The sequence below is a fragment of the Serratia sp. HNCC26DJ244 genome (assembly GCF_057180565.1).
The window spans coordinates 121,029-145,577 of the sequence record NZ_JBXUGO010000001.1 but is presented as its reverse complement, the minus strand read 5'-3'; the positions used below and the strand labels follow the sequence as shown (position 1 = coordinate 145,577).

Genomic DNA, 24,549 nt, shown 5'->3' with positions numbered 1-24,549 from the left:
GCTACAGATTATTCTCAGTACTTCCCAACCTAAGGTTGGGAAGTACGACACTTTGACACATGAAAACGTTGGATATATGCCACTGGAAAATGCCTCGCCAGAACTGCAACTGGCGGTAGATTTGATTTATCTGCTCGAATGCAACGAGATAGACCCGGTCACAGCACTGGCTGCACTGGACATTGTCAGAAAGGATTACCAGCAGAAGATACTGCAATCACGCCGGGCGAAACCGTATTTATCTGCCGACCCGTAGGCCTCAGCCAGACTACGAGGCGGTTTGAGTATCACTCTCTGGATCTGGTCTCAGCCCACGTTTCACTTCTTGCACTTCATTACCCTGGCGGTTATGTAAATAAACTTCCAATTGGTTAAAGGCAATATTAATACCATTCTCTCGGCACAAACGATCAATGGCTCGGTTCAGCTCATCCACCGTGTAACTACGGTCACGCAATTCCCGCACATACAGACGCAGCTCATGATCCAGGGTACTGGGGCCAAAACTCAGGAAGAATACGGCAGGCTCAGGATCCGTCATAACCAGTGGGTTTTCTTGCGCCGCTTGCAACAGCACCGCTTTAACCTTATCCAGGTCAGAACCATAAGCTACCCCGACCTTGATCAGTACTCGAGTAATCGTATCTGATAGAGACCAGTTGATCAGCCTCTCGGTGACAAACGCTTTATTGGGAATAATCACTTCCTTGCGATCAAAATCGACAATAGTCGTCGCACGGATGCGGATCTTGCTAACTGAGCCAGAGAAGGTACCGATGGTGATGGTGTCACCAATACGTACCGGGCGCTCAAACAGAATAATCAAGCCAGAAACAAAGTTGGCAAATATTTCCTGTAAACCAAAACCCAACCCCACCGAAAGTGCCGCCACCAGCCATTGTAACTTGTCCCATGATACACCTAACGACCCCAAAGCAGTGATGGTACCCACCGCCGTAATCAGATAGGTCAGCATCGTGGTAATCGCATAAGAGGTGCCGGTTCGTAGTTGTAGCCGTGATAGCACCAGCACTTCCAACAAACCGGGTAAATTGCGCGTCATGACATAAGCAACAATCACCGCAATGATAGCCACCATGAAATTCCCCAAGGTCACGGCTTTCGGTATCACGCTACCAGCGACACTACTGGTGTAATGCCACAGACTGATGCTGTCGAGATAGGAAATAACGGTTACCAGGTCTGACCAAATCCCATAGAAGGCACTGGCGAAAATCAGAAATAACACCATGGTACTCAGGCGCAGAGATTGCTGGTTGATTTGCTCCAACGCTAAGGGCGTTTCTTCAACCGGTTCAATCCCTTCGGCACCCTCTTTCTCTTTCGCCAGATTCTGGCGGCGCGCAACAGCGCGACGATAAGCCAGACGACGGGCGGCGACGCTCAAACCACGGATCACAGCCTGATAGACGATATTCCACAAGAAGAATAGATACAGGCTGTCAATCCAACGCCCAGCCAATTGCAACGCGGTATAAAAATACCCCATAAACATCAACCCCAGCAGAATGAGTGGGGTCACCGCCAATGCAGTCACTACCAACAATCTTACTGCATGGTTATTTTTTTCACGCCAACTGTTACGGCAAATAGGAAACATCAATACCGTTAGCAGGGATAAAGTCAGGATCACCACCACCTGGCCAATAACATCATCAACCAGTTTGGAGGGATTTTTTTCGCCCAGTATGGACCAGAAAATCAGCGGTAATAACGTCAAGCCAAGCTTGATACACTGGCGACGGTAGTGGTTACAAAGGTCAAGTTTGGCATTAAAATGGCGCTGATAAATACCTCCCGGGGCCAAGAGGCGAAAAATCAAGGCAAATACCAGCCATAGCAGCGCGAGCTGTCGTGACAGTGCCCAAATAAAGTCACTAATGCTAATCTCTGCACAATAGAACCAAAACCCGGTACCCAGTATCAAAAGTACCCCAGGCAACACTTGTAATAATGTCAGCGCAATGGCTTTTGGGGTATGGAGTTGGCTGTCACGTTTTAACTGCCCAATATCATTGGTCAGTTTTTTCAAATAGTTATTAATAGCACGATTACGCCAACGCAATAGGCCAATCACTATCACCATAGGAATCAGGAAAACGGCTGACTTTTCGGCTCCCAATACCATTTGGTCGGTGTCGAACTTGAAATCCAGCCGGGCAAACTGATCTTTTAGCGCCCCCGGCATCGCTTCCAGCCAGGCTAAATCAATCGGCTTATTGCTGTTAACCCAAAAAATCTGTTGGGTAAGGGTATGTTGCATCGCGGTATAGACACTGGTCAGTTGCTGTTGATTAACCTGCAAGGTGATAGCCAGCGACAACTGATTATTAAGTTGTTTATTGAGTTGATCGAGCAACTCACGGCGCATAGCAATAATATCGTTTAGCGCATCACTCGCATCACTATCGGCTTTTTCTTTGCTGTTAGCCAGCAGTTGGTTGACAAAGTCATCCCCTTTGAACAATGCATCACGCTGCTGGTTGACTTCAAATTGTTCCAGACGTAAATCTGCGATATGAGCACTTAAATCTGCCACCAAGGTTTTAGGGGGCAGATTTTGCTGCTGTTGATACAGGATGCGTGACAGTACCAAACTCCCCCGTAATACCTGGATCTGTTCCTTCAGGTTCTGTGCTGATTGCAAGCCGCGATCCAGCCAGTTTTTTACCTGAATATTTTGCTGAAACAGTGTATTACTCTCTTCCGTGGCTGTAATCAGCCGCTGACTGATTTTACGGTTGATATCCAGTTGATTACTAACCAGTTTAATGCTTTGTGTATCTGTGGCATCTTCTGGGGCTTGCGCTTCTTTCGCCGTTTTTTCTGACAGCGTCAACCGCTTGCTATTCACCACTTCCTGCAATATCTGGACCTGATGATCTAAAGCATCAATACTTAACGTGGTGTAATCACGCTGCTTCTGCAAAATATCCTGTAAAGTCGTATTCGCCTCCAACCTTCTGCGTTGTAACTCCAACTCCGCATTAATCAGCGATTGTTCGGTCATCAGCATCACTTGCTGACTGTTACGTAAAGGTTGCTGCCCTGGCGTTTGTGCACTGAGAAGATTGCGTATCTCCTGCAAGCGCTGAGAAGCCGTATACATACTGCTTTGTACACGTTCAGGCTGTGTCTGCAAAGAAACCAGTTGGCTGCTATAGGTCGAGAGGTTTTGCTGCGCACCCTGGAGGTCATCCAGGGTTTTATACAGGCGTTGCTCCAACTCGCGTAATGAAAGAGGCACCAATTCTGCCCGTGTTGCCGCTTCATCATTGGTGGTACTTTTCAGCGCGTCGAGATCTTTAAGTATCGACTGTAACTTTGCCGGCGCTTGCTGAAGTTGCTGCTTAAGCTGATTACCCTCCTGCTTGGTACGTTCCAGCGTATCGAGTATTTCTAGCGTGCGGATCAAATCCTGTTGGGAAAGTTTATCCACCTCAGTCAGGTTTTGTTGTTTGTTCAACGCATCAAGTTGGCTCTGGACTTCGCTGCGAGCAGGGATTTCACTCGTTTGCGCGAAAACACCTAGCGGCAAACACAGCGCTATCAGCAATAACAGAAAAGGAACCAGGCCAGGGAAAACAGGACCCCGGGCGTAACGAAAAGCAACTTGGTAGTAATAGATGATTGGCCTGCAACTCATGGCTTAATGTCATTCAACAATGAAGTCTCAAGATTAGCATGATCACAGGCTGACAATGAATAATAAAAATGTAGCGAGGGATGACCGGTTAAAATTCCAACAGAAATCAGAAGGTCAATACCTTATCAGCAGCCAGGGTCCACTGCCCCAACTCCACCAATGTGCCAATCTCAACACCATCAACCAAGGATAACTGGCTAACCGCGCGCGCATCAGCACAGGTCTTACATAACTTCACCGGTACCTGTTGCGCGGTAAGTATTTCCAGCATTTGTTGCAAATTATACCCTTCACGCGGCTGTTGCCCAGCGATGCCGGCCACAACAGCATCGGACATTAAAAACAGTTTCAGGCACAGCTCAGGTTGCTGCTCTTTTAAGGTAATAGCCAAACGCAGTGCATTAAACAGTGATTCCTGACCATAAGCTGCACCATTGGCAATCAGTAACAGGGATGACATAGACGTTCTCCTTATTCAGTTTGTAGGTCTGCCGATAGAGATGATTTTACCCGCAAAGAGGGGCACAGTTGCACCATTTCAAGGAAAACATCCACAAAGGCGCTGGCATCAGCTTTCAGATCAAAACTTTCTGGCAGAAATAACCAATTTTCCATCAGCCCGGTGATATAGGCACGTAGTACCACCGCAGCTCGGCGCGTATGCAGATCAGCAGGAAGCTGACCACGAGCGATGCTATTATGCAGGACCCGTTCGATACGTTCATAGCTTTCAAGATAAAGCACCTTACGTGCATCATGCACTGGCACCATTTCACCAATAAACTCACATTTGTGAAAAATGATCTCCATTAAGGCGCGGCGACGACTGTCATCGACTGTCGCAATCAAAACGTAAATCAAAATTTCCTTTAAAATACGTAGTGGATTATCTGGAAACTTTGTTTGATACTCTAACTCTAAATCCCCTATTTTCGAATCTGATTGCTGCCAAATTTCGTTAAATAGGTCTACCTTATTTTTGAAGTGCCAATAAATTGCACCGCGAGTGACCCCTGCCGCAGTAGCAATATCGGTCAAAGAGGTGGCTGAAACGCCGCGCTCAGAAAACTCTCTCACAGCGGCATCCAGGATCTGTAGTCGCGTTTCTTGTGCTTGTTGTTTAGTTTTTCGTGCCATAGCATTGTTTTTTTAAGAGTGTGTGACTTACATACATTCGCGAATGTATGTATTATAGCACCCACAAAATATTAACGCAGCAATGGGTTTTTCAAGCTGTGATCCATTGATCATTTTGAAATCGAACACTTGAGGTTTTTCTATGAACAAAAACAGAGGGTTAATGCCTCTGGCGGCAATTATCATGCTTTCAGGCAGCTTAGTGCTTACAGGATGTGACAACAAAGACGCCCAATCCGGTGGTCAACGCCCAATGCCTTCTGTAGGGGTAGTGACACTGAAAGGAGAGCCGCTCAATATCACAACAGACCTACCTGGCCGTACTGCCGCCTATCGCATTGCCGAAGTTCGCCCTCAGGTCAATGGCATTATTCTGAAGCGCAACTTTGTTGAAGGTAGTGATATCAAAGCAGGTGTTTCACTGTATCAAATTGATCCCGCCACCTATCAGGCTGCCTATGACAGCACCAAGGGGGATCTGGCCAAAGCGCAAGCCGCTGCGGATATCGCCCGCCTGACAGTCAACCGTTATAAACCGTTGCTGGGCACCAATTACATCAGTAAACAGGACTACGATACCGCCATTTCTAACCAGTTACAGGCCAATGCTGCGGTAGTCGCGGCTAAAGCTGCGGTGGAAAGTGCGCGTATTAACCTGGCTTATACCAAGGTGAGCTCGCCGATTTCTGGGCGCATCGGGCTATCTACCGTGACTGAAGGGGCGCTGGTGACCAGTGGTCAGGCAACTGCACTGTCCACCGTACAACAGTTGGATCCCATGTATGTGGATGTCACCCAATCAAGTAACGATTACCTGCGTTTAAAGCGAGAGCTGGCAGAAGGCAGCCTGCAACAAGAGAACGGTAAAGCCAAAGTAAGATTACTGTTTGAGAACGGGCAAGCGTATGCTCAAGAAGGCACGCTGGAGTTCTCCGACGTCACTGTGGATGAAACCACCGGTTCTATCACCATCCGCGCTATCTTTCCTAACCCCGATAATACACTGTTACCCGGTATGTTTGTACGAGCCCGCCTGGATGAAGGGGTGCGCAACGATGCCTTACTGGTACCACAACAGGGAGTTACCCGTAACCCACGGGGTGAGGCAACCGCACTGGTTGTTGGGGCGAATAATAAAGTGGAGCAGCGTATCTTGACCGCCGAGCAAGCTATTGGTGATAAATGGCTGGTCACCGCTGGCCTGAAAGCTGGTGACCGCGTGATTGTTACCGGGCTACAAAAGATCAAACCCGGGGTTGAGGTGAAAGCACAAGAAGTTGATAGCCAGGCAGCCGCACAACCACAGGCACCCTCTGAACCCGCTAAGAAGTGATAAAAAGGAGCCGGTAACACATGGCTAAGTTCTTTATAGATCGCCCCATTTTTGCCTGGGTCATCGCCATCATTATTATGCTGGCGGGTCTCCTGTCAATCGTGAAGCTACCTATTGCTCAATATCCTACCATTGCGCCGCCCGCAGTGACGATAGCCGCAAACTATCCCGGTGCTGATGCTAAAACCGTGCAGGATAGCGTCACACAGGTTATTGAACAAAATATGAACGGTGTCGATAATCTGCTGTATATGTCCTCCAGCAGTGACTCGGCAGGCAACGTTCAGATTACCTTGACATTCGACTCTGGTGCCGATCCTGATATTGCTCAGGTACAAGTACAAAACAAACTACAACTGGCCATGCCATTGCTGCCACAAGAAGTTCAACAGCAAGGGGTTAGCGTAGAAAAGTCGAGCAGTAGTTTCTTGATGGTAGCGGGCTTTATTTCTGAAGACGGCAGTATGACTCAGGAAGATATCGCAGACTACGTCGGCTCCAATATCAAAGATCCTATCAGTCGTACACCCGGGGTGGGTACTGTTCAGCTCTTTGGTGCTCAGTACGCCATGCGTATCTGGCTAGACCCGAATAAACTGAACAAATTCCAGCTGACGCCCAGTGATGTCATTGCGGCAATCAAAGTTCAGAACAACCAGATTGCTGGTGGCCAGCTTGGTGGTACGCCTCCGGTAAAAGGCCAGCAGTTAAACGCCTCTATTATTGCCCAAACCCGCCTGAGTTCACCGGAAGAATTCAGTAGAATCCAACTGAAAGTCAATGCAGATGGCTCGCAAGTGCGTCTGAGCGATGTAGCCAAGGTTGAACTGGGGGGAGAAAGCTATAATGTTATTGCTCGTTACAATGGTAAACCTGCATCAGGTATCGGTATTAAGCTGGCCACGGGCGCTAATGCGCTCAATACTGCGGCGGCGGTTAAAGCAGAGCTGGGTAAACTGCAACCGTTCTTCCCTGCCAGCTTGCAGGTTGTTTACCCTTATGACACGACGCCTTTCGTTAAAATATCCATACACGAAGTAGTAAAAACCCTGGTGGAAGCGATCATCCTGGTATTCCTGGTGATGTATCTATTCCTGCAAAACTTCCGGGCCACGCTGATCCCTACCATCGCCGTGCCCGTAGTGTTGTTGGGAACATTCGCGATTCTGGCTGCTTTTGGTTACTCGATAAACACCCTGACAATGTTTGGTATGGTGCTAGCAATCGGCTTGCTGGTTGATGACGCCATCGTGGTGGTGGAAAACGTTGAGCGGATTATGGCTGAAGAGGGGCTTTCGCCCAAAGAAGCCACCAAGAAATCAATGGAACAGATCCAAGGGGCATTGGTTGGCATCGCCTTGGTGTTGTCTGCGGTATTTATCCCCATGGCTTTCTTCGGTGGGTCAACAGGTGCCATTTATCGCCAATTCTCAATCACCATTGTTTCCGCCATGGTGCTATCGGTCTTGGTGGCATTAATCCTGACCCCGGCACTTTGCGCCACCATGCTTAAACCGATCCCCAAAGGGGATCATGGTATCAACACCGGCTTCTTTGGCTGGTTCAACCGCCTGTTTGAAAAGAGTACCCATCACTATACTGATAGTGTGGCGAATATCCTGCGCAGTACTGGCCGTTACCTGATGGTTTACCTGCTGATCGTCGTAGGTCTGGCTGTTCTGTTTATGCGCCTCCCCTCCTCCTTCCTGCCGGAAGAAGACCAGGGAATGTTGTTAACGATGGTGCAAATGCCTGTGGGTGCCACCCAGGAACGTACACAGAAAGTATTGGAGGAAGTGAACCATTACTTCCTGACCGCAGAAAAAGACAACGTTAACTCGGTATTTACCGTTAACGGTTTCGGTTTCAGCGGCCAGGGGCAGAATACTGGCTTGGCGTTTGTCAGTTTGAAAGATTGGTCTGAACGCAGCGGTGCCGCCAATAAAGTACCTGCTATTGTTGGCCGTGCTATGGGGTCATTTTCTCAGATCAAAGATGGCTTGGTGTTTGCCTTTAACCTGCCGGCGATCATCGAACTGGGTACCGCCAGCGGTTTTGACTTCCAACTGATCGATCAGGCTAACCTAGGTCATGAAAAGCTGACAGAGGCGCGTAACCAGTTACTGGGTATGGCAGCACAGCACCCAGACCTACTGACCGGGATGCGCCCGAATGGTCAGGAGGACACACCGCAATTCAAACTGGATATTGACCAGGAGAAAGCGCAGGCATTAGGGGTTTCCCTTAACGATATCAACAGTACCATCAGTGCGGCGCTGGGCGGCGCTTATGTTAACGATTTTCTCGATCGAGGTCGTGTAAAACGCGTTTATGTACAGGCTGATGCCCCATTCCGTATGTTGCCCGAAGACATTAATAAATGGTATGTCCGCGGTAGCAGTGGTCAGATGGTACCTTTCTCCGCCTTTGCTTCAGCCCATTGGTCATTCGGTTCGCCGCGTCTTGAACGCTATAACGGCCTGCCATCAATGGAAATTATCGGGCAGGCAGTACCTGGGCGCAGTACCGGTGAAGCAATGGATATGATGGAGCAACTCGCGTCCAAACTGCCAAGCGGTATCGGCTATGACTGGACAGGTATGTCCTATCAGGAACGCTTGTCCGGCAGTCAGTCCACCTCACTGTATGTTATCTCACTGATCGTGGTGTTCTTGTGTCTGGCGGCATTGTACGAAAGCTGGTCAATTCCATTCTCGGTAATGCTGGTTGTCCCTCTTGGGGTGATAGGTGCACTCTTGGCCACCAGCTTTCGTGGGCTGGAAAATGATGTCTATTTCAAGGTTGGCTTGCTGACGACCATCGGGCTCTCCGCGAAGAACGCCATATTGATTGTAGAATTTGCGAAAGACCTCATGGATAAAGAAGGTAAGGGGCTCATTGAATCAACGTTGGAAGCGGTACGTATGCGTCTGCGCCCCATCCTGATGACATCATTAGCCTTCATCCTCGGTGTTATGCCGCTGGTTGTTAGCAGTGGAGCTGGTTCCGGTGCCCAGAATGCAGTAGGTACCGGGGTAATGGGTGGGATGATTACCGCAACGGTATTGGCCATCTTCTTTGTTCCGGTGTTCTTTGTGGTGGTTCGCCGCCGTTTCAGTAAAAAGAGCGAAGACCTGGATCATAGCCACCCTATTGATCGTCAATAATCATTTTTGTTGTTAATCCACTGAGGCCGCCCATGCGGTCTCAGTGGATGATAAGACGATGGCCGCGCAACGTTACTCGGCTCTTTCATCAGCTTCGCTCCTTTCGTAGCCGCTGCAAACCACTCTAGTTATTTCAGGTATAGATTAAAGTTCTATTCAAAAAATGTTCACCACATTGAAATAACATTAGTTTTTTTGATATTAGAAAGTTCTGCAATAAAAATCAGCTATGCGTTATAATTATGATTAAATCATTTTCAACACTGGCTTGGATATCTGTAGTCAGGTTACATTAGCGACACAATAACTCGCTGCCTAACCAACAATGACCTCAGCGCGAGACACATAAACAATAACGGCGAGTAAATTGTAAATTTCCGTAATATCAACAAACCAGATAGCAAGTAATGGTTTATATTTATGGTACTAAGCGATTATTGACCCAGTGTTAAATTTTGCAAAAAATGATGTAGCTTCATGTACTCACAGCGTGTTATCGGCACCGAAATTAAGGCTGACGGGAGGCGATATGGATGAGTATTCAACTAAGCAGCATGATATTGCTCAGCTTAAATTCCTGTGTGAGAGCTTGTATGACGAGGGCATTGCCACCTTGGGTGACAGTCAGCATGGCTGGATTAATGATCCAACGTCTAGCGACAACCTTCAGCTTAATGACTTGATTGAGCATATTGCTTCTTTTGTAATAAGTTTTAAAATTAAATACATGGATGAAAATGATTTATCGGCATTGGTTGAAGAGTATCTGGATGATACCTATACCGTGTTCAGCAGCTTTAGTATTAATAATGCCGACCTGCATCGCTGGCAGGAAACCAAAATGCGAACTTTCAGAATGCTCGCAGGAGAAAGCATTTGTACCACGATAAAAACTTAGGGATAATTCGCTTCGATTATTTGTGTTGTTTTTAAGATTAAAGGTTACCATGACAAAAATTGACTATCTGATGCGCCTACGTAAATGCACGACCATTGACACTCTAGAACGTGTCATTGAAAAGAATAAATACGAACTCTCTAACAACGAGTTGGAACTGTTTTACTCTGCTGCAGACCACCGTCTTGCCGAACTGACCATGAACAAGTTGTACGATAAAATCCCCGTTGCGGTTTGGAAATTCGTAAGATAATAATTTTAAAGCATAATAAACTGCTGGCTTTCTGATTGCAGGAACCGGAACAAACTCCGTGAATGGATTTCGATATACTCGTCATCCTTCAAGTAGCTTGGGTGTTGGCTGCGTTAGCTCGCACCAGTCACATAGTTGCCTATGCTCCTAGCAACTATTGAACTTGCCACCTAGATGCAACTCGAATTATTTCGAGCGTATATTGTTCCTGCAAATTGAATCTGCGCGAATTATTTTGGGTATAAGCTGGAAGTAGACAGTAGATATGATGCAGCCTGTAAAGGCTCAAATTGGTGGGGGCCCTGCCAGCTACATCCCGGCACACACGTCACTCGCTGCGGCTGCTTCCTTCCGGACCTGACCGAGTTCACAAGTTAGTGTTGCGGGAGAACCAACAGGGCCCCCATTGACGGCTTCATTCACTATGACAGTTTCACTGCCATTGACTACGAAGCGGTGGGCATTATCGGTGATGGCCCATTAAATAGCAAGCCATCCACTGACCAACCGCTGTTTTCTTACCCATTCCGGTTATGGCACACTTGCCTCCTGGATACCTACGCCCGCTACCATGGGATTGACTGTAATCTCAATGAGCAGGGAGATAACAGGAACAACAGCAATGACCGCAGAACGTGTCTCTTTCAGTCAGCGAGTATTTCATATCGTCGCGGCTATTCCTTACGGTAAAGTCACCACCTATGGTGCAGTCGCGCAATTGGCTGGTTCACCACGTGCAGCTCGTCAGGTCGGTGGGGTGTTATGCCGTTTGCCTGAAGGCAGTACCCTACCCTGGCACCGGGTAGTGAACCGCTATGGGCAAATTTCATTACAGGGTGACGACTTTCAACGCCAAAAACAGGCATTGCTTGCCGAGGGAGTCATTTTTGGTCCCAGCCATACTATTGATTTGCAGCACTATGGTTGGCACTGGTAGGTATCTTTCAGTTCAACCATAATAGGATAGGTGACGGCGGTATCCCTATATTCAGTGCACTTACCAATCATCAAGAGGATCACTACATTATGAGCCAGGCACTGCAAAATCTCCTTGCCCTGCTGGATCTGGAGAAAATTGAAGAAGGCTTATTTCGCGGCCAAAGTGAAGATCTGGGGTTGCGTCAGGTCTTTGGTGGTCAGGTAGTGGGTCAAGCCCTCTACGCCGCCAAGCAAACCGTTGCGGTTGAACGCAGCGTTCACTCCTTTCATAGTTACTTTCTGCGCCCAGGAGACAGCAGCAAGCCGATCATTTATGACGTGGAAAACCTGCGCGACGGTAACAGTTTTAGCGCACGCCGCATCAGTGCCATTCAACATGGCAAACCTATTTTCTATATGACCGCTTCTTTCCAAAGTGGCGAGCAAGGCTTTGAGCACCAGAACGCTATGCCGGACGTGCCACCACCGGAAGGGTTAATGTCGGAATCGGACATCGCACAGAAGTTGGCCTATATGTTGCCAGAAAAAGTACGCGAAAAATTTGTCGCCCCAAAACCAATTGAAATGCGCCCGGTAAAATTCCATAACCCACTCAAGGGCAGTATAGAAGAGCCCACCCGTCAGGTCTGGTTCCGTGCCAATGGCACAATGCCGGATGACTTGCGTATCCATCAATATCTGCTTGGCTATGCTTCTGACTTCAATTTTTTACCCACAGCACTACAGCCCCATGGTATTGGCTTCCTTGAGCCAGGTATGCAGATTGCCACTATTGATCACTCAATGTGGTTCCACCGCCCATTCCGCATGGACGATTGGTTGCTCTATGTGGTGGATAGCCCTTCCGCTTCCGGGGCCCGTGGCTTTGTACGTGGTCAATTCTATACTCGTGATGGGGTGCTGGTTGCCAGCACAATACAAGAAGGTGTACTGCGCCAGCATGATGCCTAAATAACGATGGGTGCCTCGGGCACCCATCGTCAATCAAACAGCGTAGACCAATTTACTGGTTATAAGCATTTTCACCATGGCTGTTAACATCCAATCCTTCACGCTCTTGTTCTTCTGGTACCCGCAGCCCAACAGCCATATCCGCGACTTTAAAAGCGATAAAGGCTGCAATACTTGACCACACTAACGTCACAATAACACTCAACAGCTGTATCCACATTTGTTGGCCCATGGTCACACCCGCTGCATAGCCGGTTCCCCCCAGTGATGAGGCGGTAAACACGCCAGTCAGCAAGCACCCGACAATGCCACAAACACCATGAACACCAAATACATCACAGGTATCGTCCACTTTCAGCCATTTCTTCAGCGTCACTACCCCCCACAAACCAGATACACCGGCTACCAGGCCAATGATCAATGCCCCACCAATGCCCACACTCCCTGCAGCCGGGGTAACCGCAACCAAACCGGCAATACAGCCAGAACAGGCACCTAATAGTGAGGGCTTACCTCGCAGTATCCACTCGGCAAAGGTCCAAGAGAGAATCGCCCCCGCCGTTGCTATCATGGTGTTGAGAAATGCCAGCGCCGCAACACCGTTAGCCGCGCCAGCTGAACCTGCATTAAAACCAAACCAACCGATGTACAGAATAGAAGCGCCAGTAAATACCATCGGTAAGTTATGTGGCTTGAACGCCTCTTTGCCAAAACCAGCGCGTTTACCCAGCAGGTAAGCGCCCACCAACCCGGCACTGGCGGCATTGATATGCACCACCGTGCCGCCAGCAAAATCCAGTGCACCATCCGTTGCCAGTAATCCGCCCCCCCATACCATATGGGCTATTGGCAAGTAGGAAATCGTGAACCAGATGGCAGAGAAAATGATCACAGCGGAAAAGCGAATACGCTCAGCAAAGCCGCCAACCACCAGCGCCACCGTAATACAGGCAAATGAAGCCTGAAAAGCAACGTGGATCAATTGGCTCAATGTACCGGTCACACTGTCCAAGCCAATACCTCTGAGCATCAGCGTCTGAAAACCACCAAAGAAGGCGTTACCTTCACTGAACGCCAGCGTGTAGCCAAAAATGACCCATAACACGCACACCAAAGCGAAAGTCACGGTAACTTGTGTCAACAGTGAAAGTACATTCTTGCCACGCAGTAAACCGCCATAAAATAGCGCAATACCGGGCAACGTCATAAATAGCACTAACGCAGTACAAATCATCATAAACGCGTTATCAGCCTTGTCTGCTATCGCCGGTGCTGCCAGAGCCCAGGAAGGGATCAGCGTTATCGCACTTAGGCCTAACACGGATAAAAGTCTTTTCATAATCACCCCATCCCCATTCAATTGACTAACCCGGTCATTACAGTGCAGATTCGTCTGTCTCACCCGTGCGGATACGAATAACACGTTGCAATTCGGTAACGAAAATTTTGCCATCGCCAATTTTGCCGGTGTAGGCCGCTTGGCTAATCACATCCACCACTTCGTCGAGCTGGTCATCCGCAATGGCAATGTCAATTTTGACTTTAGGTAAGAAGTTGACGCTATATTCTGCTCCCCGATAAAGCTCAGCGTGACCTTTCTGGCGTCCGAACCCTTTAACTTCAGTCACAGTCATCCCCTGAACGCCTATAGATGATAAGGCTTCACGCACGTCCTCTAGTTTGAACGGTTTAATCACCACAGTAACCAGCTTCATATTGTCTCTCCACAGGTCAGGTTCAGAAACAGCGCTTGGTACCCATCGGATAAAGCAAGGGGCATGCCATATCTTTAAACGACAGATAAGAGGGAGATTAAGAGCACTTGATAATAGAAAAAGAAAACAAACAGACGTGCGGCGCGCAGCAGCCTGAGTCATCGCTCACTGATTTGCACTCTATTGGTGCAGCACGCCTAGATAAAGTGCATATGCAAACCCACAATGGCTACCACAGATAGCCTCTTGTGGGGCTCAATAGAGGAATCTATGCGGGTTGCGTCTCTTCACGAATCGCGGCTTCCAACTCCTTACCCACCAACTGTAACTGATACATCTGGTAATAACGCCCCTGCTGCGCCAACAATTGTTGGTGATTCCCCTGCTCTACCTTATGACCTCGATGCAAGACCACAATAGAATCCGCTTCCACAATCGTTGAAAGACGATGGGCAATCACCACCAGTGTTGTCTGCTGGCGGATCAGGCGCAAGGCACGCTGGATCGCCTGTTCTGTTCCTGAGTCAATATTCGCCGTTGCTTCATCGAGGATCAGGATCTGAGGGGGATGTACCAACACGCGGGCGATAGCCAATAGTTGTTTTTGGCCAACAGACAAATTGTTACCCTGCTCCCCCAAACAGGTATGGATACCCTGAGGAAAAGTGCGTACCAGCTCGTCCAGTTGTACAGTTTCCAGTGCCTGCCAAACGGCTTCTTCACTGATATCGCGACCCAATGTCACATTGGCCATCATCGTTTCGGCCATGACTACCGGATCTTGTTGTACCATCGCGATACCTTGCCGCAAGACAGGGTGTGAAAGATCAGATAAAAGTCGGCCATCCAGACGAATTTCACCTTCATTTGGCGGGTAATAGCCCATCAGCAGATTTGCCAGAGTACTCTTACCACTGCCCGTATGCCCCACCAACGCAAGAAAACCGCGCGAGGGCACCTGCAGCGAGATATGGTGCAATACCTTCTCTTGATGATGGTAAGCGAAACTCAGGTCCTTGATGTCAATACTGCCACTTAATAAAGGGCGATCATCGTTGCCATAACGTTGTTGGCTACCATCCATCAATTCAAAAATACGTTCTCCCGCCACCAGGGCTTGCTGTAACATCGATTGTTGGGTAGTCAGCTCAATTAAGGGTTCATTCAGACGACCAAGATAGTTGATAAAAGCATACAGCACCCCAACGCTAATCACCCCTTCACCACTAAAACCAAACAACATCAGTAAGCCGCAAAGTATCAGTGCAGAAAACAGGCTGAGCAAAGGGCGCAGTAAGAAACCATCCAACCGTAGTGTCTGCATACGCGCCATATAATGAGCGTGACTGGCAGCACTCATACGCTCACCAAAACGACGCTGCTGGCGGAACTGTTGGATCACCCCCATGCCACCAATGACTTCATTAAATCCATCATTAATATCCGCCAAATAGCTACGTACACGGCGGACAATCGGGGTGCTGTAATATTGGTAAATTACCATCACGACCATCACCGCAGGGAAGATGCAAACCGCCACTAACGCCATACGCCAATCAAGGCTGAACATTGCCACCAGCATGGCACCAATCAACGCAGCACTTTTCAACACTGTGGAGACCACCGTGACGTAGAGATCTTTAATCACTTCGGTATCATTGGTGACTCGCGAGATCAACTGCCCAACCGGTTGGGTATCAAAGGTGCTCAATGGCTGGCGCAGCGCCGCATCCATCACTTCGGTACGTAATCGTTGCACTACCCCCACCGCCGTCTGATTAAACAACAAAGACTGGAAATAATGTAATACTGCAGCCAATAGTTGCAGCAGAATATAAGCAAGCGCCAAACCACTGACCATCATCACCGGTAGCTGGTTCCTGGCAACATAGTTATCGATAAAATAGCTGACCAACACCGGGCCAGTGACCTCTGCTGCTGCCGCAATCCACAACATCAATACGGCCAGCCCCAGAGGTTTACGGTAAGGGGAACCGTAAGCCAGCAAGCGTTTGAGGGTTGGCCATAAATTTTGTCGCTTATTCATCGGCCAATGCCTCCCGCGTATTTTCTGGGACTTCATCCAATGCGGCTTCCAATTGCTGATAACGGAACATATCGCGATACCAGCCTGGCTCTGCCACTAAAGCACTGTGTCGCCCACGCTGCGCCACCGAGCCATGTTGCATGACTAGAATTTCCCCCGCCTCAGTCAGGGCTGAAAGGCGGTGCGCACTAATAACCAAGGTGCGATGTTGCCCCCACTGGCGGAGATTATGCAGAATTTGATGCTCTGTGCGCCCATCTACCGCCGACAGGGCATCATCCAGGATCAGGATTTCCGCATCCAGCAACAAGGCTCTGGCAATGGAGATACGCTGCTTCTGCCCCCCGGAAAGCATGACACCCCGCTCACCTACCTCGGTTTCGTATCCCTGTGGCAGGCGTAGAATATCGTCATGGACATAAGCCAATCGTGCGGCTTGTTCAATCTGCTCTCGAGTGGCTGAAGGATTCCCCAAGGCGATGTTGTTCGCCACGCTGTCAGAGAACAGAAAGGGCGTTTGGCTGACGATGGCCAAACGAGAACGCCAAGCATCAAGCTTGATCTCGGTCAGTGGCAAACCGTGGTAACTGATAAACCCATCATCAATATCAAATTGGCGTTGAATCAGTGCCAATAGGGTCGATTTACCGGAGCCCGTCGGTCCACACAACCCTAACATCTGCCCTGGTTGCAGTTGCAGTGCTACATTATGCAGTGCCAGCTTGCTGTTGCCCGGATAATGAAACTCGTTGATATCCACCACCAAGCTACCGCGCCCGGCAGGCAAATCCTGGTCACCATCCGTTACCGCGGGCACTTCATCCAGTAAGCGACGAATGCGGCTATAGGCGGCACTACCGCGCTCAACAATATTGAACATCCAGGCGAGTGCCAGCATCGGCCAAATCATTAAGCCAAGATACATCACAAAGCTGGTCAATTGGCCTAATGTGAGTGTCCCATTCACCACCATCCAACTGCCGCCACTGATCGCCAGCAGGTTAGCCGCAGCAATAGCGCCATAAATCGTCGGATCAAAACGAGCATCAACACGGGCAACATACATGTTCTTCGCCCCCGTTTGGGCTGCCACCTCAGCAAATTGATTGGATTGATGATCTTCCAGGCCAAATGCCTTGATCATGCGAATGCTGGTCATGTTTTCCTGCGCCTGATCATTAAGGCTGGAAAAGGCTTCCTGCGCAGACTTAAAGCGCTGGTGCAATTGTTCACCATAGTATTTGATGGCGACCGCCATGATAGGCATCGGTATTAATGACAGCAGGGTCAATTGCCAACTGATTTGAGTACTCATGACAATCAAAACCGCCAGCCCCATCACCAATGAGTCCACCAGCGTCAACACCCCTTCCCCTGCAGCAAAGACCACACGGTCCACATCATTGGTGGCTAATGCCATCAAATCGCCGGTACGGTAGCGCAGATAAAATGCCGGATTTTGCTGACTGAGTTGACGATAAAAATTTCCGCGGAGTTCAATCGCCAGTTGGTAGGAGGCACCAAATAGCAGTACCCGCCACACATAGCGCAGTAGATAAACTATGATCGCGACCCCGCACATGAGTGCCAGCCAGGACATCAACGTGTGAGTAGACATCTGTTGATGGGTGACACCATCAACAATAATGCCGACCAACTTCGGTGGCAGCAGTTGCAATAAAGCAATGATCACCAGCAGCAGCACTGCCCCCAGGTAGCGACGCCACTCACGGCGGAAATACCAGCCGATTTGAGCAAATAATCTCACGCAGTTTTATCCAGATGGCTTTCCAGCAAATAATAAATACCGCCCGGTGGTTTTACCCTACAGGGCTATGCTCCTAGGGCTCCAGCGTTTGCCGCCTATAAGCAACTCGAATTATTTTGGGTATAAGACGGCTTACTCCGGCACCGGTAGCGCTGTAGTATACTTGATTTTTTCCATAGCAAAGCTGGAAGTCACATCAATTAACCCAGGAACCCCCGTCACCAGGCGTTTATAGAAGTTGTCATAACTTTTCATATCCGCAACCTCAACCTGCATCAGGTAATCGTATTCCCCCGCCATACGGTAAAACGCCAGTACTTCGGGCATATCAGTGGTCAGTGCCACAAATTTTTGATACCACTCGCTGCTATGTTGCTGCGTTTTTATCTGTACAAATGCCGTTAACCCAAGCCCAAGCTTTTCATTATCCAACAAGGCTACCCGCCCACGAATATACCCTTCATCCTCTAACCTTTTCAGCCGTTTCCAGCAAGGTGTCGACGTCAGATTGACCGCCTCAGCTAAAACCTGCAACGGTTGGGTACAGTCTTGTTGCAACATGGATAACAACTTACGGTCTATTTTATCCAACATATCGTCATTCAGTAGAAAAAATTTCTCCCATTAGGCGATTTTAAAGGGAAAATAGCAACTTTTTTCCCTCTATAAACCGTTATGCTACGCCATAAATATGCCCCCATACTGCGTACAGAGGCCAGACGATGAAAAATAATTGGGTAAAATATGCTATCGGTGAAATTGAAGCGGATTTCCAGCGTTCTGCGGATACCCACTTGATACGCCTTAACCTGCCAGAATTTCCGGGTATCTACCTTTATCTAAAAGATGAAAGTACTCACCCCACAGGCAGTTTAAAGCATCGCCTGGCACGTTCACTGTTTCTCTATGGCCTGTGCAATGGCTGGATCACTGAAAACACCCCCATTATCGAGGCGTCTTCCGGCAGTACCGCAGTATCAGAGGCCTACTTTGCCCGCCTGCTTGGTCTACCATTTATTGCCGTGATGCCTTCCTGCACCGCTCGCCGTAAAGTAGAACAGATCACCTTTTACGGTGGTCGCTGCCATTTTGTTGATCACTCTGCGCAAATTTATGCCACCTCAGAAGCATTGGCTAAAGAGTTGAACGGCCATTATATGGATCAATTCACCTTTGCTGAACGTGCAACCGACTGGCGGGGAAACAACAATATTGCAGACAGTATCTTTCGCCAGATGGCGCGTGAACCGCATCCGATACCGAAACATATTGTGATGAGTGCTGGCACTGGCGGTACCTCCGCCACATTGGGTCGTTATCTGCGCTATCAAGGACATAATACACAACTAACGGTCGTCGACCCGGAGAACTCGGTATTTTATGACTGGTTCCAACAAGGGGATAACACGATTACTGGCCACTGTGGTAGCCGGATTGAAGGCATTGGTCGGCCACGCGCCGAACCGTCGTTTATCCCTTCGGTGATCGATAGGATGTTACGAGTGCCAGATGCCGCCAGTATCGCCACTATCCATTGGTTGGAAAATATACTGGGGCGTAAAGTAGGGGCCTCTACCGGAACCAACGTCTGGGGAGCCTTGCAGTTAGCCAAACAAATGCGCGAAGCCGGTGAGCAAGGCGCTATCGTCACCCTGTTATGCGACAGTGGTGAACGTTATCTGGATACTTATTACAACCCTGAATGGGTTAGCAGCAATATCGGTGATTTAACTCCCTGGCAGTTACAGTTAGCCCACCTTTAAGAACGGCATTGCCTATCAATCACCCTAGATATATCCCAGACAACAAAAAAGCCGGGTAACCTGCCCGGCTGGCTGTAAAAACCTCATTATTCGGGGGAATCAGTGAGGGGTGGTAAACCCAGCCAATGTTGTAAATAGTGGGCCACAGCCTGTTGCTCGCAGCGACCAATAACCGGAAGATGAGGCAATTGAGACTTCAACTGTGGCAACGCATTCCCCATCACCACACCATGCCCGACACTGTCCAACATCTCTTTGTCGTTCATCGCATCACCAAAGGCGATGCAATCAGCCAGGCTCACCCCTAGATGTTGACTCAGTTTCGCCAATGCAGCCCCTTTATTACAGCCTTTTGGCAATACTTCCAAGCTGTCGGCGGCGGAAAGGCAGAGATCAACCGATGAGCCAAAATGCCGTTGTAACTCCACTTGTAATTCGAACAATGATTCAGGTGATGCACAGAAACACACTTTGCTATTGCCCTGTGTGGGTAGCTGTTGTAATTCAGTCAGTTGAAACTGGAAACCACTCAGGTGATGTGCCGCCAACATTTCCGGCACTGCATATTCAGTAAACCACCCTTCGTCGCGGAATACATGGATACTGGCAGGGGTTACCCAGGGGGTACGCAATACTTCTTCTGCGATTTCAGCCGATAAGTTGATCGCCTCCAGTTGTTGCCCCTGATGATTATAGATACGAGTGCCGTTACCGCTGATCAAGTATCCTTGTAAACCCAGTTGCGCCATGATTGGCTGAACATCAAGATTGTGCCGCCCGGTAGCAAAGGTGACGACCATCTCCCTTTCAATCAATTGATTCAATACCGCTAGGGTTTCCGGACCCACCTGATGATCCGGGGTCAATAAAGTACCATCCATATCAAAAGCCGCCAGCCGATACATGAAAACCTCGTTAATATGAGTATCACTACAATCGCTGTAGTATGAAGTGGTATTTACGGAAGTAATAGTGAACAATTTGAAAAATAGTTCCTGATTTATACCCAAAATAGTTCCAGAAGGTAGATTCTATGAAACGCGCTGTCGTCGTTTTTAGCGGTGGACAAGACTCCACGACCTGCTTAATTCAGGCATTGCAACAGTATGATGAAGTTCACTGCATTACATTTGATTATGGCCAGCGTCACCACGTTGAAATTGACATTGCCGCCACCTTATCTCAAACCTTGGGTGCCAAGGCTCACAAAGTATTAGATGCCACATTGCTCAACGAGTTAGCTATCAGTAGCCTGACTCGCGACAGTATTCCCGTCCCCAGCTATAACAGTTCGCTGCAAAGTCCCATACCCAACACCTTTGTTCCCGGGCGCAATATTTTATTCCTGACCTTGGCCGCTATTTACGCTTACCAAGTGGAAGCAGAAGCGGTGATCTGCGGGGTTTGTGAGACTGACTTTTCAGGCTACCCAGATTGCCGTGATGAGTTTATTAAAGCGCTGAATCAAGCCATCGTCTTGGGCATTGCCCGTAATATTCGCTTCGAAACCCCGCTGATGTGGCTAGACAAAGCTGAAACCTGGGCTCTGGCAGATTACTACCAACAGTTAGCACTTATTCGCCACCAAACGCTCACCTGTTATAACGGTATTCAGGGTGATGGTTGTGGTGAATGTGCTGCCTGCCATCTACGTGCCAAAGGTTTACAGCACTATCTGCAGGATAAAGCCGGGGTGATGGCCAGCATGAAACAAAAAACGGGCCTGCTTTAGCAGCATAAGTTATTAACAAAAGAAAAGCGGCTGCAATGGCCCTCTACCATGCAGCCGCTGACGGCATCACATTTTCAGCCGATTACGATTTCTTTCCACTAGTGAAGGCCCAATGCCCGGCACCTCTTGTAGTTGTTCAACCTGAGTAAAGGGCCCGTTCTGTTCCCGATAACGGATGATCGCTTCCGCCTTTTTCAAGCCGACGCCATTTAATGCGCGCGCCAACTCCTCTGCATCAGCCTGATTAATGCTAACCTTGAGTTCCTCTTCAACCGGTGCAGTGCTGCCACTGGTTGATTTCGGCGTTGTTGCTACCGAAGCGGAGGCGGGTTGCCCAGAGGCCGGTTTTTCTGCCGCGATAGCTGAAGTGCCCATCAGGCTAAACAGTGCCGCCACGACCAACTGTTTGATGAACAACTGTTTTACGGCCAAATTAAAACGGGTGATTATTTGATGCTTGCTTAATTGCATGCTGTATCCTCCTTGTGTTTAACAGCAAGGCTACCTTGCCGCAGCAGCAAATAATCAGCAAATAGCAAAAGTTAACTATGGAAAAGGCCGCGAAAGCGGCCTTAAAACATTACAGGTTGTTGCAAAGAAATGCGTTGCTTGTCGCCACTCGCACAATAGATGGGTACGTGGAGGGTGCCCTGCTATCGCGTCAATTTTTATGCGACAAAGGACACCGACCTGATTAGCAACAATGAGATTAAGGCTGCGACTGCTCAGCCGCCCCCAGCTCGATCGAGGCTTGCTTACGCAAACTCGCCAACAAGGAGTCGAAGACTACACTGCTAGTCCCTTGCTCCATCCGGCTGATAAACACTTTCATCTCATCCGCTGACAACGTACCTGGTCTTACTGCATCCAGAGCAATCAATACTACGTTATCCTGATGATCCTGTGACATACCGTAAACGGCTTTGCCATCCTGCGGATGAGGCAATGAGAATACCGTTTCTACCAGTTGGTTACCCTGCGATGCACGTACCATTTTCTGTACGCTGCCAAAGCTCAGACCAGCGGCTTTCATCGCCTCTTCGCCCTTACCCTGTTTCAGCTCAACCAGCAATTTTTCTGCCTGCAGTTTTGCCGCTTGCAACGCTTTATTGCGCTTGACCATGGCAACAATGTCATCTTTCACTTTCTCGAGCGGTTTAATCGATTCAGGCTGGTGGGCAGCAACCCGCACCACTACCGCGCGATCACCGTCTATGGTGATGACATCAGAGTTACTGCCCGGAGTGCCATTTTCACCAATCAACGAACCACCGAAGATAGCTTGCACCACTGACTTGGAATTCAACTCCGCAGGAGGATTGTCACGGGTAAACCAATCAGTATGTGTCGCTTTAATACCGGCCGCTTCTTCTGCAGAAGCCAAGGATTCGTTATCGTTGCTCGCCGCTTCGCTCACTTTCTGTTGCAATGCAAAGAAAGCATCCACCGCTTTTTCCAGTTTCACCTGTTTGGCGAGAGCATCGTGCACCTCGCTCAATGGTTTGACCTTTGAGGCTTTAATGTCATCCAAACGAACAATCAGGTAACCGACAGACGATTTTATCACGCCGGACAATTGCCCTTTCTCCGTCAGGTTTGCCTGTTTCAGCTCATCTGGCATCGAACCCGGTTCCATCCAATCCATCTGGCCACCGTTACGGCTAGAGACAATATCGGTCGATTTTTCCTTTGCCAGGGTGGCAAAATCAGCGCCTTTTTTCAGCTCGTCCAACGCAGTATTCGCTTCCGCTGCCGTTTTCAGTTGGATAATGCTGAATTTTTTACGTTCTGGTTGGCCGAAGTTACTCTGGTGCTTGTCGTAATAAGCCGTGATATCGGCCTCAGTCACCGTTACTTTATCCTGCATGGCAGTGGCATCCAGCAAGATATAGCTCACTTTTACCTGCTCGGGGGCAGTAAAGCTGTTCTTGTTCTGCTCGTAGTAGGCTTTCAACTCCTCGTCGCTGACTGTCTGCTGAGCCTGAATGGCTTTCAGATCAATGGTCGCCAAGCGAACATCGCGCTCTTGCAGCATCAGCGCAACCATCGCCTGAGCTTCACTTGGCAACACAATATCAGAACCGCCAAAGCCCTGGATCATCTGCTGATTGATTAACTGTTGGCGCATAGATTGCGCGTAACTTTCCGGGCTAAAACCGGACTGGTTAATCAAAGCCAGGTACTTGCTGTTATCGAACTGGCCATTGGTCTGGAAATAAGGCTCTTTACGAATGGCTTCTTTCACCTGTTCGTCACTGACAGTCAGACCTAATTTCTTGGCATACTGATCAAGCAGCGTTTTATCGACCAACTGCATCAATACCTGGTGACGTAGCTGACGCATATAACCCTCATTGCTCGCTAACTCAGAGAACTGATCCCCCAGTTGCTGTTGCATACGGTTACGTTCATTCTGGAAAGCTTGTTCCAGTTGGCCGCGTTCAATCACCTGGCTATTTACTTTTGCTGCATAATCGCTGGAACCGCCGATCAGGTAGTTACCCACCCCTGTCAAAACAAATGACAAAATGATCAGGCCCAGGATGATTTTTAGCACGACGTGATTAGCCGCCGCGCGTAAATTGTCCATCATAGTGTGACAACACTCCGCTGTGGTGTATACCCGTCGTCAATGAAACTGCAAAAGTGTTGGCTTTTCACCCAAGTCACTTGGTTAGCCAAGTTTCTGGGGCTTCGCCGCCTACCTGCAACTTCATTGAGTATGAATATAGATTAACAACCCTTGTGCAGGCGCGTTCCCTGCAACAAAAATAAAAAAGCGCATCAACTGATGCGCCTTATATCTTACCTTACCAATACCGCTACGTCAGGTGATTGTTTTACTGAACTCAATAGCCGGTGGACACGGTAATCAGTTTACTGCATCTTTCAGCGCTTTCCCTGCACGGAAAGCAGGAACTTTGGCTGCCGCAATTTTAATCTCTTTGCCAGTTTGCGGGTTACGGCCAGTACGAGCTGAACGCTCACGCACGGTGAAAGAACCGAATCCTACCAAAGCTACATCATCCCCTTCTTTCAAGGATTCAGTAACAGATACAATGATTGCATCTAAAGCACGGCCAGCAGCCGCTTTGGAAATATTTGCACCAGCAGCAATTTTGTCGATCAATTGTGACTTATTCACTCTATCATCCCCTCTAGAATTCAAACGTCGCACC

Annotated in this window: 21 protein-coding genes and 1 other RNA gene; 9 read left to right on the top strand and 13 right to left on the bottom strand. The window is 48.8% G+C overall.

Annotation, left to right across the window (positions count from 1 at the left end; all coding sequences use genetic code 11):
- Positions 1–76 precede the first annotated feature (76 nt).
- Positions 77–256, top strand: coding sequence for a pleiotropic regulatory protein RsmS (gene rsmS / locus AC2A06_RS00660; RefSeq protein ID WP_037383619.1), 180 nt, complete (start codon positions 77–79; stop codon positions 254–256).
- A 12-nt stretch (positions 257–268) separates the two neighbouring features.
- Here rsmS and mscK read toward each other — a convergent pair whose 3' ends face one another.
- The 3 genes from mscK to acrR all read right to left on the bottom strand — a co-directional run bounded on the left by mscK (position 269) and on the right by acrR (position 4,804).
- Positions 269–3,667, bottom strand: coding sequence for a mechanosensitive channel MscK (gene mscK, locus AC2A06_RS00655; protein WP_484379027.1), 3,399 nt, complete (start codon positions 3,665–3,667; stop codon positions 269–271).
- A gap of 106 nt (positions 3,668–3,773) precedes the next feature.
- The gene (locus AC2A06_RS00650; RefSeq protein WP_484379026.1) at positions 3,774–4,127 is read right to left on the bottom strand and encodes a DsrE/DsrF/TusD sulfur relay family protein; all 354 of its coding nucleotides are present in this window, start codon (positions 4,125–4,127) and stop codon (positions 3,774–3,776) included.
- An 11-nt stretch (positions 4,128–4,138) separates the two neighbouring features.
- The gene (gene acrR / locus AC2A06_RS00645; protein ID WP_023491037.1) at positions 4,139–4,804 is read right to left on the bottom strand and encodes a multidrug efflux transporter transcriptional repressor AcrR; all 666 of its coding nucleotides are present in this window, start codon (positions 4,802–4,804) and stop codon (positions 4,139–4,141) included.
- A 142-nt stretch (positions 4,805–4,946) separates the two neighbouring features.
- Here acrR and AC2A06_RS00640 point away from each other — a divergent pair, with 142 nt between their 5' ends.
- The 4 genes from AC2A06_RS00640 to AC2A06_RS00625 all read left to right on the top strand — a co-directional run bounded on the left by AC2A06_RS00640 (position 4,947) and on the right by AC2A06_RS00625 (position 10,455).
- The gene (locus tag AC2A06_RS00640; protein ID WP_484379025.1) at positions 4,947–6,137 is read left to right on the top strand and encodes an efflux RND transporter periplasmic adaptor subunit; all 1,191 of its coding nucleotides are present in this window, start codon (positions 4,947–4,949) and stop codon (positions 6,135–6,137) included.
- Between the two features lie 20 nt (positions 6,138–6,157).
- Complete coding sequence (locus AC2A06_RS00635) at positions 6,158–9,304, top strand: efflux RND transporter permease subunit (RefSeq protein WP_484379024.1); 3,147 nt, start codon at positions 6,158–6,160, stop codon at positions 9,302–9,304.
- A 529-nt stretch (positions 9,305–9,833) separates the two neighbouring features.
- Entirely contained in the window at positions 9,834–10,202 is a 369-nt protein-coding gene (tomB, locus tag AC2A06_RS00630; protein WP_473195878.1) for an Hha toxicity modulator TomB, read from the top strand.
- Positions 10,203–10,251: 49 nt separating this feature from the next.
- Complete coding sequence (locus AC2A06_RS00625) at positions 10,252–10,455, top strand: HHA domain-containing protein (RefSeq protein ID WP_023488988.1); 204 nt, start codon at positions 10,252–10,254, stop codon at positions 10,453–10,455.
- 300 nt (positions 10,456–10,755) lie between these two features.
- Here the strand turns inward: AC2A06_RS00625 and ffs are convergent.
- Positions 10,756–10,852: signal recognition particle sRNA small type (gene ffs / locus AC2A06_RS00620), an RNA gene on the bottom strand.
- Positions 10,853–11,077: 225 nt separating this feature from the next.
- On the opposite strand from ffs, the gene AC2A06_RS00615 reads away from it, so the two are divergent.
- Together AC2A06_RS00615 and tesB are read left to right on the top strand one after the other, a co-directional pair.
- The gene (locus AC2A06_RS00615) at positions 11,078–11,392 is read left to right on the top strand and encodes an MGMT family protein (protein WP_484379023.1); all 315 of its coding nucleotides are present in this window, start codon (positions 11,078–11,080) and stop codon (positions 11,390–11,392) included.
- 89 nt (positions 11,393–11,481) lie between these two features.
- Positions 11,482–12,345 (top strand): acyl-CoA thioesterase II, encoded by an 864-nt coding sequence (tesB, locus tag AC2A06_RS00610; protein ID WP_484379022.1) that lies wholly within the window; start codon positions 11,482–11,484, stop codon positions 12,343–12,345.
- A 52-nt stretch (positions 12,346–12,397) separates the two neighbouring features.
- Here tesB and amtB read toward each other — a convergent pair whose 3' ends face one another.
- The 5 genes from amtB to AC2A06_RS00585 form a co-directional block, all read right to left on the bottom strand.
- The gene (gene amtB / locus AC2A06_RS00605) at positions 12,398–13,684 is read right to left on the bottom strand and encodes an ammonium transporter AmtB (protein ID WP_484379021.1); all 1,287 of its coding nucleotides are present in this window, start codon (positions 13,682–13,684) and stop codon (positions 12,398–12,400) included.
- Positions 13,685–13,721: 37 nt separating this feature from the next.
- Entirely contained in the window at positions 13,722–14,060 is a 339-nt protein-coding gene (gene glnK, locus AC2A06_RS00600) for a P-II family nitrogen regulator (protein WP_023488984.1), read from the bottom strand.
- Positions 14,061–14,328: 268 nt separating this feature from the next.
- Positions 14,329–16,107: a SmdB family multidrug efflux ABC transporter permease/ATP-binding protein gene (locus AC2A06_RS00595; protein ID WP_484379020.1), complete on the bottom strand. Its 1,779-nt coding sequence runs from the start codon at positions 16,105–16,107 to the stop codon at positions 14,329–14,331.
- Positions 16,100–17,875, bottom strand: coding sequence for a SmdA family multidrug ABC transporter permease/ATP-binding protein (locus AC2A06_RS00590; protein ID WP_484379019.1), 1,776 nt, complete (start codon positions 17,873–17,875; stop codon positions 16,100–16,102). The genes AC2A06_RS00595 and AC2A06_RS00590 overlap by 8 nt, the downstream gene beginning before the upstream one ends.
- 132 nt (positions 17,876–18,007) lie before the next feature.
- The gene (locus AC2A06_RS00585; RefSeq protein ID WP_023488981.1) at positions 18,008–18,469 is read right to left on the bottom strand and encodes an Lrp/AsnC family transcriptional regulator; all 462 of its coding nucleotides are present in this window, start codon (positions 18,467–18,469) and stop codon (positions 18,008–18,010) included.
- 128 nt (positions 18,470–18,597) lie between these two features.
- On the opposite strand from AC2A06_RS00585, the gene AC2A06_RS00580 reads away from it, so the two are divergent.
- Positions 18,598–19,638, top strand: a complete 1,041-nt coding sequence (locus AC2A06_RS00580) for a PLP-dependent cysteine synthase family protein (protein ID WP_023488980.1) — start codon at positions 18,598–18,600, stop codon at positions 19,636–19,638.
- Positions 19,639–19,724: 86 nt separating this feature from the next.
- Here the strand turns inward: AC2A06_RS00580 and cof are convergent, their stop codons facing one another.
- The gene (gene cof, locus AC2A06_RS00575; RefSeq protein ID WP_023488979.1) at positions 19,725–20,543 is read right to left on the bottom strand and encodes an HMP-PP phosphatase; all 819 of its coding nucleotides are present in this window, start codon (positions 20,541–20,543) and stop codon (positions 19,725–19,727) included.
- 128 nt (positions 20,544–20,671) lie between these two features.
- Here cof and queC point away from each other — a divergent pair, with 128 nt between their 5' ends.
- Complete coding sequence (gene queC / locus AC2A06_RS00570) at positions 20,672–21,370, top strand: 7-cyano-7-deazaguanine synthase QueC (protein WP_484379018.1); 699 nt, start codon at positions 20,672–20,674, stop codon at positions 21,368–21,370.
- A gap of 66 nt (positions 21,371–21,436) precedes the next feature.
- On the opposite strand, the gene AC2A06_RS00565 is transcribed toward queC, so the two are convergent.
- From AC2A06_RS00565 to hupB, 3 genes are all read right to left on the bottom strand, one after another.
- Positions 21,437–21,841, bottom strand: a complete 405-nt coding sequence (locus AC2A06_RS00565; protein WP_484379017.1) for a ComEA family DNA-binding protein — start codon at positions 21,839–21,841, stop codon at positions 21,437–21,439.
- A 238-nt stretch (positions 21,842–22,079) separates the two neighbouring features.
- A complete protein-coding gene (ppiD, locus tag AC2A06_RS00560) occupies positions 22,080–23,963 on the bottom strand; it encodes a peptidylprolyl isomerase (RefSeq protein WP_484379016.1) in 1,884 nt (627 codons plus the stop codon).
- A gap of 279 nt (positions 23,964–24,242) precedes the next feature.
- On the bottom strand, positions 24,243–24,515 hold the full coding sequence (gene hupB / locus AC2A06_RS00555; RefSeq protein WP_023488975.1) for a nucleoid-associated protein HU-beta: 273 nt from the start codon (positions 24,513–24,515) through the stop codon (positions 24,243–24,245).
- Between the last annotated feature and the right edge of the window lie 34 nt (positions 24,516–24,549).